The sequence below is a fragment of the Ramlibacter sp. PS3R-8 genome, assembly GCF_037572435.1.
Classification (GTDB): domain Bacteria; phylum Pseudomonadota; class Gammaproteobacteria; order Burkholderiales; family Burkholderiaceae_C; genus Ramlibacter.
In genome coordinates, this window is the sequence record NZ_JBBHGT010000001.1 from 285,467 (window position 1) to 302,174 (window position 16,708).

General features: G+C 69.4%; 17 protein-coding genes. 9 read left to right on the plus strand and 8 right to left on the minus strand.

Translation table 11 applies throughout. The annotated features are described in order from the left end of the window. Nucleotides 1-28: 28 nt before the first annotated feature. Together WG902_RS01400 and WG902_RS01405 are read right to left on the minus strand one after the other, a co-directional pair. The gene (locus WG902_RS01400) at nucleotides 29-1,273 is read right to left on the minus strand and encodes a b-glycosidase (protein ID WP_340058091.1); all 1,245 of its coding nucleotides are present in this window, start codon (nucleotides 1,271-1,273) and stop codon (nucleotides 29-31) included. Nucleotides 1,274-1,285: 12 nt separating this feature from the next. Next, nucleotides 1,286-1,621 carry a hypothetical protein gene (locus WG902_RS01405; protein ID WP_340058093.1) on the minus strand — a complete coding sequence of 112 codons (336 nt, stop codon included), beginning with the start codon at nucleotides 1,619-1,621 and terminating at the stop codon, nucleotides 1,286-1,288. A 55-nt stretch (nucleotides 1,622-1,676) separates the two neighbouring features. Here WG902_RS01405 and dusA point away from each other — a divergent pair, with 55 nt between their 5' ends. From dusA to WG902_RS01450, 9 genes are all read left to right on the plus strand, one after another. Further along, a complete protein-coding gene (gene dusA / locus WG902_RS01410) occupies nucleotides 1,677-2,672 on the plus strand; it encodes a tRNA dihydrouridine(20/20a) synthase DusA (protein WP_340058095.1) in 996 nt (331 codons plus the stop codon). Between the two features lie 153 nt (nucleotides 2,673-2,825). Beyond that, nucleotides 2,826-5,159 carry a bifunctional salicylyl-CoA 5-hydroxylase/oxidoreductase gene (locus tag WG902_RS01415; protein WP_340058096.1) on the plus strand — a complete coding sequence of 778 codons (2,334 nt, stop codon included), beginning with the start codon at nucleotides 2,826-2,828 and terminating at the stop codon, nucleotides 5,157-5,159. Continuing rightward, entirely contained in the window at nucleotides 5,143-6,003 is an 861-nt protein-coding gene (locus WG902_RS01420; RefSeq protein WP_340058097.1) for an enoyl-CoA hydratase family protein, read from the plus strand. Before WG902_RS01415 ends, WG902_RS01420 begins: the two co-directional genes overlap by 17 nt. A 60-nt stretch (nucleotides 6,004-6,063) precedes the next feature. Continuing rightward, nucleotides 6,064-7,227: an acyl-CoA dehydrogenase family protein gene (locus WG902_RS01425; protein ID WP_340058099.1), complete on the plus strand. Its 1,164-nt coding sequence runs from the start codon at nucleotides 6,064-6,066 to the stop codon at nucleotides 7,225-7,227. Beyond that, entirely contained in the window at nucleotides 7,224-7,634 is a 411-nt protein-coding gene (locus WG902_RS01430) for a RidA family protein (protein ID WP_340058100.1), read from the plus strand. The genes WG902_RS01425 and WG902_RS01430 overlap by 4 nt, the downstream gene beginning before the upstream one ends. Nucleotides 7,635-7,661: 27 nt before the next feature. Next, entirely contained in the window at nucleotides 7,662-8,849 is a 1,188-nt protein-coding gene (locus WG902_RS01435; RefSeq protein ID WP_340058101.1) for an acyl-CoA dehydrogenase, read from the plus strand. A gap of 132 nt (nucleotides 8,850-8,981) precedes the next feature. Then, nucleotides 8,982-10,322 (plus strand): NAD(P)/FAD-dependent oxidoreductase, encoded by a 1,341-nt coding sequence (locus WG902_RS01440; RefSeq protein ID WP_340058102.1) that lies wholly within the window; start codon nucleotides 8,982-8,984, stop codon nucleotides 10,320-10,322. Then, nucleotides 10,319-11,110, plus strand: a complete 792-nt coding sequence (locus WG902_RS01445; RefSeq protein ID WP_340058103.1) for a lysophospholipid acyltransferase family protein — start codon at nucleotides 10,319-10,321, stop codon at nucleotides 11,108-11,110. The genes WG902_RS01440 and WG902_RS01445 overlap by 4 nt, the downstream gene beginning before the upstream one ends. Beyond that, on the plus strand, nucleotides 11,107-11,895 hold the full coding sequence (locus WG902_RS01450; protein WP_340058104.1) for a glycosyltransferase family 2 protein: 789 nt from the start codon (nucleotides 11,107-11,109) through the stop codon (nucleotides 11,893-11,895). Before WG902_RS01445 ends, WG902_RS01450 begins: the two co-directional genes overlap by 4 nt. 20 nt (nucleotides 11,896-11,915) lie before the next feature. Here WG902_RS01450 and fabG read toward each other — a convergent pair whose 3' ends face one another. The 6 genes from fabG to WG902_RS01480 are packed head-to-tail and all read right to left on the minus strand — an operon-like array spanning nucleotide 11,916 to nucleotide 16,671. Next, entirely contained in the window at nucleotides 11,916-12,635 is a 720-nt protein-coding gene (gene fabG / locus WG902_RS01455) for a 3-oxoacyl-ACP reductase FabG (RefSeq protein ID WP_340058105.1), read from the minus strand. After that, nucleotides 12,632-13,075: a hydroxymyristoyl-ACP dehydratase gene (locus WG902_RS01460; RefSeq protein WP_340058106.1), complete on the minus strand. Its 444-nt coding sequence runs from the start codon at nucleotides 13,073-13,075 to the stop codon at nucleotides 12,632-12,634. The genes fabG and WG902_RS01460 overlap by 4 nt, the downstream gene beginning before the upstream one ends. Continuing rightward, nucleotides 13,072-13,899 (minus strand): beta-ketoacyl synthase chain length factor, encoded by an 828-nt coding sequence (locus WG902_RS01465; RefSeq protein WP_340058107.1) that lies wholly within the window; start codon nucleotides 13,897-13,899, stop codon nucleotides 13,072-13,074. Before WG902_RS01465 ends, WG902_RS01460 begins: the two co-directional genes overlap by 4 nt. Next, nucleotides 13,896-15,083: a beta-ketoacyl-[acyl-carrier-protein] synthase family protein gene (locus tag WG902_RS01470; protein ID WP_340058108.1), complete on the minus strand. Its 1,188-nt coding sequence runs from the start codon at nucleotides 15,081-15,083 to the stop codon at nucleotides 13,896-13,898. The genes WG902_RS01465 and WG902_RS01470 overlap by 4 nt, the downstream gene beginning before the upstream one ends. After that, entirely contained in the window at nucleotides 15,080-15,829 is a 750-nt protein-coding gene (locus WG902_RS01475) for a class I SAM-dependent methyltransferase (RefSeq protein ID WP_340058109.1), read from the minus strand. The genes WG902_RS01470 and WG902_RS01475 overlap by 4 nt, the downstream gene beginning before the upstream one ends. Further along, a complete protein-coding gene (locus WG902_RS01480; RefSeq protein ID WP_340058110.1) occupies nucleotides 15,826-16,671 on the minus strand; it encodes a polysaccharide deacetylase family protein in 846 nt (281 codons plus the stop codon). The genes WG902_RS01475 and WG902_RS01480 overlap by 4 nt, the downstream gene beginning before the upstream one ends. Nucleotides 16,672-16,708 lie beyond the last annotated feature (37 nt).

Genomic DNA, 16,708 nt, shown 5'->3' on the forward strand with positions numbered 1-16,708 from the left:
CATCACACCCTGATTCGTCGACCACCGGCTAGTGCCAGTCCGCGTCCGGCGCCGGGCGCAACCGCCTGGCCGCGTCGATGACGTCCTGCAGTTCGACCGGGTCGCTGTAGGGATCCTCGTCGACGGCGGTCACCCGGTTCAGTTCCTTCTGCCAGCGGCGCAGCTCGTCGACATAAGGCGCGAAGGGCACGCGCCGCAGGTCGCCGTTGTCCTCCACCAGGTCGCAGATGCCGTTGTGCAGCCACTGTCCCGTGTGCCAGTCGGGCATGTCGATGCCGGGGAACAGACAGATGCCGTGCAGGTCCATGCCCTGGTTCACGGCGGCCATCGCTTCGTTCATCACGTCGCGCAGCCACTCGGTGCGCCCCTGGTTCATCCCGCTGGTCTCGCCGATCACGATGGGCCGCCGGTACCTGTCCCACACGCGCGCCATGAGCGTGCACAGCGGCAGGATGCCAGGGTGCCCGGGGTCGAGCGCCTGGTGCGGTCCCTGTTCGCGGTACTCCATCTGGCCGAACGAGTAGTTGTTGACGCCCACGATGTCCAGGACTTCCGGCGAGCCACCCAGCTCCGGGTGGCTCTTGCCGAACAGGATGTCCCAGGCCACGAAGGTGTCGACGAAGGTTTCGTGGCGGGCAGCCTCCTTCAGGTCCGGGCGGTCGGGCGGGGCGATCACCTGCACCAGTGGATCGACGTGCACCATCCGTGCGTCCGGCAACACTTCGCGAATGGCGTTCACCCCGCAGATCGCCGCCTTGCACAAGGCGACACGCAGCTTCATCCGGTCGTCACGGGTGTTGCGGTACGGCGCGACCCAACCCCACTCGCCGCCGCAGAAAGAGAAAAACGTGATCTCGTTGATGGGCGTGAAGAAGTAGGGACCGGGCAGGTGCCGCGAGACGTGCTGTGCCGCTGCGCGGCAGTAGTTGGCGAAGCGCGTGCAGAACTCTTCCGAGAACGGGTCGAGTTCCTCCGGGTACCCGTAGTGGCACAGGTCCCAGATCGGCGTGATGCGCGTCTGGCGCATGGCGTCCAGCATCGGGGCGATCGTCTGGAAGTCGTAGCCCGATGGCGTGTCGACCATCGGCCAGGGGATGCCCTCGCGCGCGACGGCGATGCCCAGGTCATGCAGGATCCGGTAGTCCTCCAGCGCGTGCTCGCGGTGGCGCGTCTCGGCAACCAGGTCGCGCCGCTTGCGGTCCCTCCACAAGAAAGTGGAGCACTCGAAGCCCGACAGGAAGAAGGTGGGGAAGATTCCGGGTCGCTTGGCCATGGGGACCGCGACCTACGAAACCGCTCCCCCGGCATCGGTGACGCACTTCTTCGTGAAGCTGTTCTTGGCGGCACCCGCGAGCTTCTTTTCCTTGGCCGCTGCGTCGCAAGTGGTGGTGGCCGCATCCGTCACGCACTTCTTCGTGAAGCTGTCCTTCGCGGCGCCCGCAAGTTTCTTCTCCGCGGCCTGCGTTTCACAAGTGTCCGTCTCGCACTTCTTCAGGAAGGAACTCTTCGCGGCGCCGGCGAGCTTCTTCTCGGTCGCCGAAGCGGCGCAAGTCGAAGTCTGGGCCTGTGCCGCGCCGAAGAGAAGCAGGAGGGCGGTGGTTGCAAGGGCGGTGCGCATCATGGATCTCCATTTGTATGCGAAAGATTATTGCTCCTTCGGGTGAGAAAATGGCCGGATGAAGCAAGAGCCGACCGCATGGCGCATGTCCGTCGCTCCGATGATGGACTGGACGGACCGCCACTGCCGCTACTTCCATCGGCTGCTGAGCCGCCGCACGCGGCTGTACACCGAGATGGTGACCACCGGCGCGCTGCTGCACGGCGATGTGCCGCGCCACCTCGACTTCGACGAGACCGAGCATCCCTTAGCCCTGCAGCTGGGCGGCAGCGAGCCGACCGAACTGGCGCACGCCGCCAGGCTGGGCGCCCAGTGGGGCTACGACGAAATCAACCTCAACTGCGGTTGTCCCAGCGAGCGTGTGCAGCGCGGCTCCTTCGGCGCCTGCCTGATGGCGGAGCCGAAGCTGGTGGCCGACTGCGTCAAGGCGATGGTCGATGCGGTCGCCGTGCCGGTGACGGTGAAGCACCGCATCGGCATCGACAAGGTGGAGAGCTACGCGTTCGTGCGGGACTTCGTCGGCACGGTTGCCGAGGCCGGCTGCAACGTCTTCATGGTCCACGCCCGCAACGCCTGGTTGAAGGGGCTGTCGCCGAAGGAGAATCGGGAGGTGCCGCCATTGCGGTACGAGATGGTGCATCGCCTGAAACGGGAGTTTCCGGACTTGGTCATCGGAATCAACGGCGGCATCACGACGGATGCCGTCGTGCACGAGCAGCTGCAGGCCCTCGATGGCGTGATGGTGGGTCGCGAGGCGTACCACCATCCGTGGTGGCTCGCCCGGTGGGACGAGCTTTTCCACGGCGACGCTCCCTCCGGCCTGGCGCGGGAAGAAGTCGAAGAGCAGATGGTGGCCTACATGGAGCGCGAGCAAGCGCGGCGCGGCACGCCCTGGCATTCCATCGCGCGGCACATGATGGGGCTCTATAACGGCCTGCCCGGCGCGCGGCGCTGGCGCCAGGTGTGGAGCGACCACAAGCTGAAGGTAGAAAGGCCGCGGGAGGTGATGCGGCTGGCGCACCGGATTGTCATCACGGCGGAGGCGAATTCGTAGGCTGGTGGTGAGCGCGAAGCCGAACCCCAGCACCGGCGGTGGCGCTCGCTGGGGTTCCTGCGTCACCCCAGCCTACGGATCAAGTCCCGCGCCCAGGGGATGACGATCCCGCCCAGATGCTTTAAACTTAAACTATCTAGGCCTGGAGCAACCATGGACATCGTCTGCATCGGCGGCGGCCCGGCGGGGCTGTACTTCGCGTTGCTCATGAAGAAGCAGGATCCCTCGCACCGCGTGCGGGTCATCGAACGCAACAAGCCTTACGACACCTTCGGCTGGGGGGTCGTGTTCTCCGACCAGACGCTCGGCAACCTGCAGGCAGCCGACCCCGAAAGCGCGGCCGAGATCCTGGAGGCCTTCAACCACTGGGACGACATCGAGGTCCACATCCGCGGCCACAAGGTGCGCTCCGGCGGCCACGGCTTCATCGGCATCGGCCGCAAGCGCCTGCTCAACATCCTGCAGCGACGCTGCGAGCAACTGGGCGTCGACCTGGTGTTCGACACCAACGCGCAGGGCGACGAGGACTATCCCGGCGCCGACCTGGTCATCGCCAGCGACGGACTGAACAGCCGCATCCGCACCAAGTACTCCGAGACCTACAAGCCCGACATCGACCTGCGCGATTGCCGCTTCGTCTGGCTGGGCACGCACAAGAAGTTCGACGCCTTCACCTTCGCCTTCGAGGAAACACCGCACGGCTGGTTCCAGGCGCACGCCTACCAGTTCGATGTCGACACCTCCACCTTCATCGTGGAGACGCCGGACGCGGTGTGGCGCAAGGCGGGGCTGGACACGATGTCCAAGGAAGAGGCCATCGCCTTTTGCGAACGCCTGTTCGCCAAGGTGCTCGATGGCCATTCGCTCATGTCCAACGCGTCGCACTTGCGCGGCTCGGCCCAGTGGATCAAGTTCCCGCGCGTGGTCTGCGGCACCTGGGTGCACCACAACGGCCGCGCGCCGGTGGTGCTGATGGGCGATGCGGCGCACACCGCGCATTTCTCCGTCGGCTCCGGCACCAAGCTGGCGCTGGAGGATGCGATCGAGCTGGCGCGCTGCATCGGCCGCACGCCGACGGACCTGGTGCAAGCACTGCGCCAGTACGAGGCGGTGCGCAGCGTCGAGGTGTTGAAGATCCAGAATGCGGCGCGAAACTCCACGGAGTGGTTCGAGAACGTGGCGCGCTACGTCAACCTTCCGCCGCAGCAATTTGCCTACTCGCTGCTCACGCGCAGCCAGCGCATCAGCCACGAGAACCTGCGCGTGCGCGACCGCGACTACGTGGAGCAGTTCGAGGACTGGATCGCCGAGCGGTCCGGCAGCCATCGCGCGCCGCAGCAGCAGCCGATCCCGCCGATGTTCACGCCCTTCACCCTGCGCGGAATCACCCTGAAGAACCGGGTGGTGGTGTCGCCGATGGCCCAGTACTCCTGCGTCGACGGACTGCCTGCCGACTACCACCTGGTGCACCTGGGCGCCCGTGCAATGGGCGGCGCCGGCATGGTGGTGGCGGAGATGACCTGCACCAGCCCGGACGCTCGCATCACGCCCGGGTGCCCAGGCCTCTGGAATGCGCAGCAGCGTGACGGCTTCAAGCGCATCGTCGACTTCGTCCACGCCAACAGCGACGCGAAGATCGCCTTGCAACTCGGTCACGCCGGCCCCAAGGGCTCGACGCGGGTACCCTGGGAGGGCGAAGACTTGCCCTTGGCGCAGGGCAACTGGCCGTTGCTGTCCGCCTCGCCGCAGCAGTACCTGGACGGCGTGAGCGACTGGTCCCGCGCGATGTCCCGCGCCGACATGGACCGCGTGCGCGACGACTTCGTGCGCAGCACGCGCCATGCCGCCGAGGCGGGCTTTGACTGGCTGGAGCTGCACTGCGCGCACGGCTACCTGCTTTCCAGTTTCATCTCCCCCCTGACCAACCAGCGGACCGACGAATACGGTGGGTCGCTGGCCAACCGGCTGCGCTGGCCGCTGGAGGTCTTCTCGGCGATGCGCGCGGCCTGGCCCGCCGACAAGCCCATGTCGGTGCGGATTTCGGCGCACGACTGGGTGGAAGGCGGCATCACCCCGGACGACGCCGTGGCCATCGCGCGCGCGTTCAAGGAAGCGGGCTGCGATTTGGTGGATTGCTCGTCGGGGCAGGTGAGCAAGAAGCAGCAGCCGGTGTACGGTCGCATGTACCAGACGCCATTTGCCGACCGCATCCGCAACGAAGCCGGCATCGCCACGATGGCGGTCGGCGCAATCTCCGAGGCGGATCACGTGAACAGCATCATCGCCGCCGGCCGCGCGGACCTGTGCGCGATCGCGCGTCCGCACCTGGCGAACCCCGCATGGTCGCTGCTGGAAGCAGCGAAGATTGGCTACCGCGACGTGCCGTGGCCCAGGCAATACCTGTCCGGCAAGATCCAGCTCGAACGCAACCTGGAGCGCGAGCGCGCCACCCAGGCCCAGGAGACGAAGAATGAACGATTCAACTGAGCGGGTGGACCCCGCGCTTGCCGCGGGCAACCGCAAGCAGCTGGCCGGCTACCGCGCCGAACATTTCCTGTGGCAGGTGCAGGACGGTGTCGGCACCGTCACGCTGAGCCGCCCGGAGCGCAAGAACCCGCTCACCTTCGACTCGTATGCGGAACTGCGCGACCTGTTCGGGCAATTGAAGTATGCGACCGACGTGCATGCCGTGGTGGTGGTGGGCGCGGGAGGCAATTTCTGCTCCGGCGGCGACGTCCACGAGATCATCGGGCCGCTGGTCAGGCTGCGCGCGCCGGAACTGCTGATGTTCACGCGCATGACGGGCGACCTGGTGAAGGCGATGCGTGGCTGCCCGCAGCCGATCGTCGCCGCGGTGGACGGGGTGTGCGCCGGCGCCGGCGCGATCGTGGCGATGTCGTCCGACCTGCGCCTCGGCACCGCGCGCAGCAAGACAGCCTTCCTCTTCAACCGGGTGGGGCTGGCCGGCTGCGACATGGGCGCGTGCGCGATGCTGCCGCGGATCATCGGGCAAGGGCGTGCCAGCGAATTGCTGTACACCGGCCGTTCGCTGGGCGGCGAGGAGGGCGAGCGCTGGGGCTTCTTCAACCGGCTGTGCGAACCGGATGCGCTGCTGGCGCAGGCGCAGGCGCTGGCGTTGCAACTGGCTGAAGGGCCCACTTTCGCCAACGGCATCACCAAGACCATGCTCCACCAGGAGTGGGCGATGACGCTGGAGCAGGCGATCGAGGCCGAGGCGCAGGCGCAGGCGCTTTGCATGCTGACGGGCGACTTCACCCGGGCGTACGAAGCTTTCGTCGCCAAGCAGAAGCCCAGGTTCGAAGGGAACTGAAATGAATGCGAAGCACCGTTCTCACCCTCTCCCCCTGGGAGAGGGCCGGGGTGAGGGCCCATGAGCGATACCGCCTACCTTCAGTGGCCCTTCTTCGAGGAACGGCACCGCGTGCTGGCACGCGAACTCGACGCCTGGGCCGTCGCCAACGTGTCCCACCTGCATGGCCGCGACGTGGACTCCGCCTGCCGCGAATTCGTCCGCAGCCTCGGCGGCGCCGGCTGGCTGCGCCACGCCGTCGGCGTGCAGCCCTACGGCCACCAGAAAGGCATCGACACCCGCGCCATCTGCCTGATCCGCGAGACGCTGGCCCGCCACAACGGCCTGGCCGACTTCGCCTTCGCGATGCAGGGGCTCGGTTCCGGCGCCATCAGCCTGCAGGGCACGCCGCAGCAGCAGGAGCGCTACCTCTCGCGCGTGGCCAGCGGCGAGGCCATCGCGGCCTTCGCGCTGTCCGAACCGGACGCCGGCTCGGACGTGGCCAACCTGCAGTGCGCTGCCCACGTGGAGGGCGATCACGTGGTGCTGGAAGGCGAGAAGACCTGGATCTCCAACGGCGGCATCGCCGACTTCTACGTGGTGTTCTGCCGCACCGGCGAAGCGCCGGGGCCGCGCGGCATCTCCGCCTTCATCGTGGATGCGGACACGCCCGGCCTGGAGATCGCCGAACGCATCGACGTCATCGCGCCGCACCCGCTGGCGCGCCTGCGCTTTCGCAATTGCCGCATCCCGCTGTCGCAGCGCGTCGGCGCGCCCGGCGAAGGCTTCAAGGTGGCGATGCGCACGCTCGACGTGTTTCGCACGTCGGTGGCCGCTGCCGCCCTGGGCTTCGCGCGCCGCGCCCTCGACGAGGCGCTGCAACGCGCCACCACCCGGCGCATGTTCAACCAGACGCTGGCGGACTTCCAGTTGACCCAGGCCAGGCTGGCGCAGATGGCCACCACCATCGACAGCGCCGCCTTGCTGGTGTACCGCGCGGCCTGGCAGCGCGACCAGGGCCGCACGGTCACCAAGGAAGCGGCCATGGCCAAGCTGTCCGCCACCGAAGGCGCGCAACAGGTCATCGATGCCGCGGTGCAGATGTTCGGCGGCCTCGGCGTCAAGAGCGGCGAGCCCGTGGAGCAGCTGTACCGGGAGATCCGCTCGCTGCGCATCTACGAAGGCGCCACCGAGGTGCAGCAGCTCATCATCGCGCGCGAACTGCTCAAGGAGATGAAGGCATGAACGGTGACAACCCGGCCCAGGCGGTGCTGCCCGAAGGCTGGCCGCGCCCCAAGGGCTATGCGAACGGCGTGGTGGCCCAGGGCCGCATGCTGTTCATCGCCGGCATGATCGGCTGGGACGCCGACGGCCGCTTCCACACGGATGACTTCGGCGGCCAGGCCCGGCAGGCGCTGCAGAATGTCGCCGACGTGCTCAAGGCGGCGGGCGGGAGCGGCGACAATATCGTCCGGATGACCTGGTACGTCACGGACAAGCGCGAATACCTTGCCGCAGGGCGCGAGGTGGGTCGGGCGTTCCGCGAGATCATCGGCCACTACGACATCGCCATGACGGCGGTGGAAGTCAAGGCCCTGATCGAGGACCGCGCCAAGGTCGAGATCGAAGCCACGGCCGTCCTGCCGTCCTGAGCCCCACCCGCACCGGAGCCTCCAACCATGGCCAACGCCAAAACCAAAGCCGCCTTCCAGTGGGCCGATCCGCTGCTGCTGGAGTCGCAGATCACCGACGACGAGCGCGCCGTGCGCGACGCCGCCCATGCGTATTGCCAGGAACAACTGCTGAGCCGCGTCACCGAGGCCTTCCGCCACGAGACGACCGACGCCGGCATCTTCCGCGAGATGGGGTCCCTCGGCCTGCTCGGCGCCACCATCCCCGAGCAGTACGGCGGCGCCGGCCTCAACTACGTCTGCTACGGCCTGGTGGCGCGTGAAGTGGAGCGGGTCGATTCCGGGTACCGCTCGATGATGAGCGTGCAGTCGTCGCTGGTGATGGTGCCGATCAACGCGTTCGGCAACGAGGCGACCAGGCAGAAGTACCTGCCGAAGCTGGCGACCGGGGAGTGGATCGGCTGCTTCGGCCTGACCGAGCCCAACCATGGCTCGGACCCCGCCAGCATGATCAGCCGCGCCCGCAAGGTCGACGGCGGCTACAAGCTGACCGGCAGCAAGATGTGGATCACCAATTCGCCGATCGCCGACGTGTTCGTGGTCTGGGCCAAGGACGACGAGGGTTCGATCCGCGGCTTCGTGCTGGAGAAGGGCTGGAAGGGCCTGTCCGCGCCCAAGATCAGCGGCAAGGTCGGGCTGCGCGCATCGATCACCGGCGAGATCGTGATGGAGGACGTGTTCTGCCCCGAGGAGAACGCCTTCCCCGAGGTGCGCGGCCTGAAGGGCCCGTTCACCTGCCTGGACTCGGCCCGCTACGGCATCTCCTGGGGCGCGCTGGGCGCGGCGGAGGACTGCTGGTTCCGCGCCCGGCAGTACGTGCTGGACCGCAAGCAGTTCGGCCGGCCGCTGGCGGCCAACCAGCTGGTGCAGAAGAAGCTGGCCGACATGCAGACCGAGATCACGCTGGGCCTGCAGGGCTGCCTGCGCCTGGGCCGCATGAAGGACGAGGGCACCGCCTCGGTGGAGATCACCTCCATCATGAAGCGCAACTCCTGCGGCAAGGCGCTGGACATCGCCCGCGTGGCCCGCGACATGATGGGCGGCAACGGCATCAGCGACGAATTCGGCGTCGCCCGCCACCTGGTCAACCTCGAGGTGGTCAACACCTACGAAGGCACGCATGACATCCACGCGCTGATCCTGGGGCGGGCGCAGACGGGGATCGCGGCGTTCTGAGCTTTACACGCCCCGCTGGCGCGGATGCAACGCTCCCGGCCCGGCGCGTGACCTTTTCCGTGCCGCCTTCCCTCGCTGGGGGCGTGCGCGGCGGCGCCGTCGCTAGAATCATGCCGACCAATCCCAATCCTGATGCAGTCCTCGAACGCCGCGCCGGCTCCCAACTCCCCGCCCAGTTTTTCCTGTGACGTGCTGGTCATCGGCGGGGGTCCCGCCGGGTCCACGCTGGGCACGCTGCTGGCGCGCCGCGGCCACGACGTGCATGTGCTGGAGAAGGAACACCACCCCCGCTTCCACATCGGCGAGTCGCTGTTGCCGGCCAACGCGCGCCTGTTCGACGAACTCGGCGTGCGGGCGGAGGTCGAGAAGATGGGCATGGCCAAGTGGGGCGTGGAGTTCGTCTCGCCCGATCACGCGGGCCAGGGCTTCGTCGAATTCGCCGAGGCCATGGACAAGTCGCAGCCCTATGCGTGGCAGGTGCGCCGCTCCGACCTCGACCACCTGCTGTTCCGCACGGCCGGCGAGGCCGGCGCCCGCACCCTGGAGGGCCACCGGGCACGCGAGGTGCACTTCGACGCCGATGGCGCCCTGGTGCAGGTCGAGCGCGACGACGGCAGCCGGGCCACCTGGCGTTGCCGCTATCTGGTGGATGCCAGCGGCCGCGACACCTTGCTGGCCAACAAGCTCAAGACCAAGCAGAAGCACCCGGACCACAACAGCTCGGCCCTGTTCGGCCACTTCACCGGGGCGCGCCGGCTGGAAGGCAAGCTGGAAGGGAACATCACCATCTTCTGGTTCGACCACGGCTGGTTCTGGTTCATCCCGCTGGCCGACGGCACCACCAGCATTGGCGCCGTGGTGTGGCCCTATTACCTGAAGTCGCGCAACAAGCCGTTGCCCGAGTTCTTCCATGACACCATCGCCGCCTGCCCGGCGCTGGCGGAGCGGCTGCGCGACGCCACGCTGGTCGACAACAAGGTGTACGCCACCGGCAACTACTCCTACGTCGGCACGCATTGCGTGGGCGACCGCTACGCGATGCTGGGCGACGCGTACGCCTTCGTCGACCCCGTGTTCTCCTCCGGGGTCTACCTGGCGATGAGCTCCGCCTTCGCCGCGCTGCCGCTGGTGGAGGCGACGCTGCAGCAAGGGCCGGCCGCCGTCGCGCGCCAACGCGCCGAGTTCGACCGCTTCACGCGGCAGGGGCCCCGGGAGTTCAGCTGGTTCATCTACCGCGTCACCAATCCGGCCATGCGCGGCTTCTTCATGCATCCCGCCAACCCGCTGCGCGTGAAGGAAGCCGTGCTCTCGGTGCTGGCGGGTGACGTCCACGGCCGTACGCCCTACCGGCTGCCGCTCAACCTGTTCAAGGGCATGTACTACGCGGTGTCGCTCGCGCACCCGGTACGCACCTGGAAGTCCTGGCGGCGCCGCCGCCAGAACATCCGTGAACTGGACACGGCGATTTCGTGAAGCCGGTTTCCATCGAGGTCAATGAGGGCGTGCCGGCAGCCGACACCGGCGCTGCGTGGCTCGTGCGCGGGCTGCTGCGGACCTGGCTGCTGGTGCTGCTGGCGTGGCTGGGGGTGATCTCGCTGACGTGGAATGCCATCGCCTTCGTGCTGAGGTTCTTCCTGCGGGGCGCGCTGGGGCGCCGGGTCGGCCGCGCCGGCATCGCGTACGGCTATCGCTTCTACTGGGCCTGCGCCCGGGCCAGCGGCCTGATGCGGCTGGAGGCGGAATCACTGGACACGCTGCGTGACCTGCCCGGCGGGCTGCTCATCGCCGCCAATCATCCCAGCCTGCTGGACGCCCTGATGATCGTGGCACGGCTGCCGCGCAGCGCGTGCATCATGAAGGGTTCGCTGATGCGCAACCCCTTTCTCGGCATCGGCGCCGGTTTCGCGGGTTACGTCGTCAACGACTCCATCCGCACGATGGTTCGCACGTCCATCGAACGCCTGGAGGAGGGCTGCCAGCTGGTGGCCTTTCCCGAGGGCACGCGCAGCCCGGCGCCCGGCCAGATCCATCCCTTCAGCCGCAGCATCTCGTTGATCGCGGTGCGGGCGGGCGTGCCGGTCCAGACGGTGGTGATCGAAACCTCCTCGCCCTACCTGGGCAAGGGCTGGCCGCTGTGGAAACTGCCGCCGATCCCGGTGCTGTTCCGCGCGCGCCTGGGAGAACGCTTCGAGCCGGGCGACGACCCCGACCAGCTGTCCGCCCGCCTGGAAGAGCACTTCCGCCAGGAGCTGGCCCGTTGAAGGACGCTTCGCACACGCACCTGGTGCTGATCCCGAGCTACAACACTGGCACGAAAGTCTTCGAAACGGTCCGCGATGCGCGCCAGCGCTGGGCGCCCGTGTGGGTGGTGATCGACGGCAGCACCGACGGCACCGGCGACGAACTGCAGCGCATGGCTGCGCAGGACCCGCACCTTCGGGTGATCGTGCTCCCCGAAAACAGGGGCAAGGGCAGCGCCATGCTGGCGGGACTGGAGGCCGCGCACCAGGCCGGCTTCACGCATGCGCTCGCAATGGACTCCGATGGCCAGCATCCGGCGGACCTGATCCCCGCCTTCATGCGCGAGTCCCAGGCCCGGCCGGACGCGATGATCCTCGGCAAGCCGGTGTTCGACGCGTCGGCGCCGATGTTGCGCGTGCGCGGCCGGCGCCTGTCCAACGGCTGGACCTACCTCGAGACCCTGGGCGCCGGCATCGGCGATTCGCTGTTCGGCTTTCGGGTGTACCCGATCGTCGAGCTGGTCGACGTGATGCACCGGCAGCCCTGGATGCGCCGCTTCGACTTCGATACCGAAGCCGTCGTGCGGCTGGCCTGGGGCGGGGTGGCCCCGATCAACATCGACGCGCCGGTGAAGTACCTGCGGGCGGATGAAGGCGGCGTGTCGCACTTCAATTACGTGCGCGACAACATCCTGCTGACGTGGATGCATGCGCGCCTGCTCGCCGAGACCCTGGTGCGCTTGCCCGGGCTGCTGCTGCGCCGCTTGCGCGGACTGCCGCCGTTCCAGTACCTGGGGCGGCGCTAGCAGCCCCAGGCAGGTGGCCGTCAGGCCATCCCGCCATTGATCGAGATGACCTGGCCGGAGATGTAGCCGGCTTCCTCGCCTGCCAGGAAGGCGACCAGCGCGGCGACTTCGTCCGCATGGCCGGCGCGCTTGGCCGGCACCATCCGCGCGATCATGTCCTTGTCGAACGCCTTGTCGGCCATCGCCGAGGCGATGATGCCCGGCGCCACCACGTTGACCGTGATGCCGCGGCTGGCCAGCTCCAGCGCCAGCGACTTGCTCGCCCCGTGCAACCCGGCCTTGGCCGCTGCGTAGTTGGCCTGTCCGCGGTTGCCCATGACGGCCGCCACCGAGCTGATGCTGATGATGCGTCCCCAGCGCGTGCGCGCCATCGGCAAGCTGAGCGGCTGCGTGACGTGGAAGAAGCCGTGCAGCGACACGTCGATCACCCGGTGCCATTGCTCGGCGCGCATGCCGGGGAAGACGGCGTCGTCGTGGATGCCGGCGTTGTTGACCAGGACCTGGATGGCGCCGGCTCCCAGCAGGCGCTCCAGCGCGGCGGAGGTGGCCTGCGGATCGGTCACGTCGAAGGCGACGGCCTCGGCGGACCCGCCGCCGGCGCGGATGGCTTGCGCGACTTCCTCGGCCGCCGCGAGCCGCGCATTCGCATGCACGATCACGTGCAGGCCGTCGCGCGCGAGGCGACGGGCGATCGCGCTGCCCAGGTCGCCGCTGCCGCCGGTGACGAGCGCGCGCTTCATTGCAGCAAGGGCGTGTCCAGCACGACCGCGAGGCGCCCTTCGGCCACAGTCTGGCCGGCGTGTCGCACCGTGAAGGCGTACAGCAGCTGGCGGTCGTCGCCGGCCACGTGCTCGACGTCGACGGCCAGTTCCCCGGCGAGGTCGTCCAGCCGCAGCCGGTGCAACCGCACGCCGCGGGCGCTGGCCAGGAATCCGGGCGAGGCGGAGCGGCCGGCAGCGCGGGCCTTCAGGCCGCCGTGAACCGCCGCCGCCTGCGCGGCGTATTCGACGGCGGTGCAGGCCAGCAGGCCGCTGGCGCTGCGCAGGGGATGGTCGGCTGCGGTGTGGCTGGTGGCGGTGCAGCGGATCTGCTGCGCGTCCCAGGCGTCCACGCGCGCCAGCAGGCACATGCGGCCGGCGTGCGGGATCAGGCCGGCAATCTCGCCATGGTCCAGCGTCATGGCGCGAACTCCAGCGCGATTTCCAGCGCCAGCTGCGGCGAGGCGGGCAGCACCACGCGCGCCGCCTGGCGCCGCGCGATGGCTTCCAGCAACGGCAGGGCGCGGGCGGCAGGGATGCGTTCGCGCAGGTCTTCCAGCGCGGCGTCGCGGCATCGGGTGGCGGTGCCTGCCGGCGCGCCGGGCAGCAGCCGCGCCTTCAGGCGGGCGCCGGCGTGGGTCGGATCGCCGGCGGCGCCCAGCACGAACGCGACGCCCATCGCGTCGGGCAGCGGCCGGGTGGCGTTGAGCGGTTCCGGATAGGGGGTCTCGCTGGACACCAGGAGCACGGGCGCGGCCGAGCCGGGGAGCTGCGCGAGCGCGGCCAGCAGGCCGGCGCCGAAACTGTCGTCGTGCGCGCAGACGCTGGTGGAGGCGTGGCGGCCGCCCACGGCGATATGCCAGTAGCCTGCCGGCGCGTTGTGCACCGAATTCGTGAAACGGGTCGGTGACACCAGCCGGTCGGGGCCGGGCGGACGCGCCAGCGTCTCGCAAAGGATGTGGCAGTTGACGCCGTCGCCGCTGGAGGAGGTGAACACCGTCGCCATCGCTGCCGGGTCGCATCCCGCCGCGATGCACGCCGAGTCGGCGACACACAGCGCCACCTTCACGGCCGTGCCCGCGCGGCGCCGCTCCGCCGCAGGCAGCCGCAGGGGCGCGGGCACCACCGACGGCACGGCCAGGTACGGCGCATCGCCGCGCAGCACGGGCTGCGCCTCGTCCCACGACACCAGACCCGGACCCAGGAGCCCGATGCCCAGCACGCTGAATTCGATGGCGCCGCTCATTCCTTGCCCAGCACCAGGCTGGCGTTGGAGCCGCCGAAACCGAAGGAGTTGGTCAGGACATGGCGCACGGGCTGCTGCCGGTTGGCCTGCAGGTAGTTCACGCCGAGCGTGGGGTCGCGCTCGCGCACGTTGAGGCCACCCGGCATCAGCCCGTGGCGCAGGGCCAGCATGCTGATCACGGCCTCGACGCCGCCGGCCGCGCCCAGCGTGTGGCCGGTGGCACCCTTGGTGGAACTGCAAGGCAGCTCCCGGCCGAACACCGATTGCACGGCGCGGTCTTCCGCGGCATCGTTGCTCGGCGTGCCGGTGCCATGCAGGTTGATGTAGTCGATCTGCTCCGGCGCCAGGCCGGCGCCGGCCAGCGCCTGCCGCATGGCGGCGGCGGCGAGTTCGCCCTCCGGGTGCGGGGAACTCATGTGGTGGGCATCGCTGCTTTCGCCCACGCCCAGCAAGCGCGCCAGCGGCGCCTGTCCGGCGGCCGGTTCGCGCTGCAACAGGGAAAAGGCCGCGCCTTCGCCGAGCGACACGCCCATGCGCTGCGCGTCCCAGGGGCGGCAGATGTCGGCGGTGAACAGCTGCAGCGAGTGGAAGCCGTACAGCGTGGTGAGGCACAGGCTGTCCACGCCCCCGACGATCGCGGCGTCGATCCAGCCGGCGTCGATCAGGCGGGCGGCGTCGCCGAACACCTTGGCGCTGGAGGAGCAGGCGGTGGACACCACCCAGCTCGGACCCGTCAGGGCCAGCGCTTCGGCGACGAAGCGCGCGAGCGACGCGGTGCTGTGGGTCTTTTCGTAGCGGAAAGCCGCCGGCAGGGCGCCGGCTTCGTCGCGATGGGCGTAGGCCCGTTCGGTCTCGAGGATGCCGGACGTGCTGGTGCCGAGCAGCACCGCGACGCGGTGGGCGCCCCAGCGCGTGCGCGCCGCCTGCACGGCCTGCACGAAGCCGTCCTGCTGCAGCGCGAGCCAGGCCAGCCGGTTGTTGCGGCAGTCGTATTCGCGCAGGGCAGCGGGCAGCGTGACATCCTCCAGCCCCGCGGCGCGGCCGATCCATCCGGGCAGGTCCACGTCATCGAAGGAGCAGGCGGTGAGGCCGCAGCGCTGGTCTCCCAGCGCCTCCAGATGCGCGGACAGCCCCGCGCCCAGGGCCGTGGTGAGCGTGGCGTGGGTAATGGGCAAAGGCGTCATGCGCCCTCCGCTTCACTGCGTTGCGCCACCAGCAGCACGTTGGCGAACGGCGTGCCCTGGCTCATCGGATGCGGCTCCACCCGCATGCCGAGCTTGCGCAGCTGCGCGATCCAGTCGGCCAGCGGGCGGCCGTACACCGGCGCCACGGTGTGCCCGCGCACCCGCGTGACGACGCGGTCGACCCACTGGCTGACGGCGAAGCCGCGGCGCTCGTCGGCATCGCCCACGCGCAGCAGCAGGCGGCCGCCGGGCACCAGCGCATCGTGCACGCGCTGCAGCACGGCGTCCTGCTCCTCGTGCGTCACGTAATGGAGCACGTCCAGGATCACGACCGCGTGCGAGGAAGGATAGGGTTCGCTGCGCATGTCGCCGCAGACGAACCGGGCGTCTCCGCCAACGCCCAGGGCCGCCCGGGCGCGCTCCACGTCGCGCTGCATCAATTCGATGCCGGTGAGCTGCGTGCCCGTCGGCGCATCCGGCCACGACGGCGGCCACTCTCCGGCCGCGCGCATGGCGGCGCAGGCACGCAGCAGGCTGGCCAGCAAGCCCTGGCCGCAGCCCACGTCCAGCACCCGCGCCCCCGGGGCAATGAGTCCGTTTTTGAGGAGGTGGCGGAACACGGGATCGCGGCCGAGCTTGCCGCGCGCGAAGTGCCAGGCGAAGCGTCCGGCGCCGCGGTACGGCTCGCTGGCGCGGTCCAGCAGGCGGGACCACGCAGCGCGCTCGGTGGCCATGTCCTTGGTCATGGGGCGGGGCTCCGGGCCGGGGCCAGCGCCTGCGGCAAGGTGACGGTCACCAGCCCCTGGCGACGCAGTTCGGCCAGCAGGGCGGGCAGGACGGCGAGAACGACGGGGCGGCCGTGGGCGTCGAGCGCGCAGCCACCGTCGTGCAGCAACAGGATGTCGCCGGCCGCCAGGCCGCGCGTGAGGCGCTGCAGCACGCGCTGCGGATCGCGCTCGCGCGTGTCGAAACCGCGCCGGGTCCAGCTGGCCAGCGCGATTCCCATCCGGTGCAGCACCGGCGCGAGAAACGGGTTGCGCAGGCCGGCCGGGGCGCGGAAGAAGCGCGGCGCCTCGCCGGTGATCTCGGACAGCACGGACTGGGCAGCCTCGATCTCGCGCGCCAGGCCGCGCGGGCCGAGCAGCGAGAACCTGTGGCTGTGCACATGGCTGTGGTTCTGCACGCTGTGGCCGCGCCGCACGATCTCGCGCACCAGCTCCGGGTGTCGCCGCGCGCGCTCGGCAATGCAGAAGAAGGTGGCGCGCGCACCGGCGGCCGCCAGCAGGTCCAGCACCGCAGGGGTGACCTCGGGCTCCGGCCCATCGTCGATGGTCAGCGCGACCTCCCTGCGGGCGGCAGCGGCATCCGGCAGCCGCAGCAGGTTGGCTCCCAACGCGGTCGAGCGCGGCCAGAGACCGAGCCCGGTCAGCAAGGCATGGTTCAGGGCGATCGCGGCGAGCGCCCAGGGCCACTGCGCCGGCATGGCCAGCAGGCTGACGGCGGCGGCGGCGTGAAGCCCCACCGTCGCCCAGAGCAGCGGGGTCAGGGGCCAGCGGGATACATCCGGAGGGGAAGGAACGGCGCTCACGTGAAAGATGGAAAGGCGTGGCGGAATGCGAGCCAGC

Bases quoted from the DNA above. Each gene is read 5' to 3' on its own strand.
- WG902_RS01415 (WP_340058096.1), top strand. From the start codon at position 2,826: ATGGACATCGTCTGCATCGGCGGCGGCCCGGCGGGGCTGTACTTCGCG.
- WG902_RS01465 (WP_340058107.1), bottom strand. From the start codon at position 13,899: ATGAGCGGCGCCATCGAATTCAGCGTGCTGGGCATCGGGCTCCTGGGT.
- dusA (WP_340058095.1), top strand. From the start codon at position 1,677: ATGAAGCAAGAGCCGACCGCATGGCGCATGTCCGTCGCTCCGATGATG.
- WG902_RS01470 (WP_340058108.1), bottom strand. From the start codon at position 15,083: ATGACGCCTTTGCCCATTACCCACGCCACGCTCACCACGGCCCTGGGC.
- WG902_RS01460 (WP_340058106.1), bottom strand. From the start codon at position 13,075: ATGACGCTGGACCATGGCGAGATTGCCGGCCTGATCCCGCACGCCGGC.
- WG902_RS01475 (WP_340058109.1), bottom strand. From the start codon at position 15,829: ATGACCAAGGACATGGCCACCGAGCGCGCTGCGTGGTCCCGCCTGCTG.
- WG902_RS01420 (WP_340058097.1), top strand. From the start codon at position 5,143: ATGAACGATTCAACTGAGCGGGTGGACCCCGCGCTTGCCGCGGGCAAC.
- WG902_RS01400 (WP_340058091.1), bottom strand. From the start codon at position 1,273: ATGGCCAAGCGACCCGGAATCTTCCCCACCTTCTTCCTGTCGGGCTTC.
- WG902_RS01435 (WP_340058101.1), top strand. From the start codon at position 7,662: ATGGCCAACGCCAAAACCAAAGCCGCCTTCCAGTGGGCCGATCCGCTG.
- WG902_RS01430 (WP_340058100.1), top strand. From the start codon at position 7,224: ATGAACGGTGACAACCCGGCCCAGGCGGTGCTGCCCGAAGGCTGGCCG.
- WG902_RS01405 (WP_340058093.1), bottom strand. From the start codon at position 1,621: ATGATGCGCACCGCCCTTGCAACCACCGCCCTCCTGCTTCTCTTCGGC.
- fabG (WP_340058105.1), bottom strand. From the start codon at position 12,635: ATGAAGCGCGCGCTCGTCACCGGCGGCAGCGGCGACCTGGGCAGCGCG.
- WG902_RS01440 (WP_340058102.1), top strand. From the start codon at position 8,982: ATGCAGTCCTCGAACGCCGCGCCGGCTCCCAACTCCCCGCCCAGTTTT.
- WG902_RS01425 (WP_340058099.1), top strand. From the start codon at position 6,064: ATGAGCGATACCGCCTACCTTCAGTGGCCCTTCTTCGAGGAACGGCAC.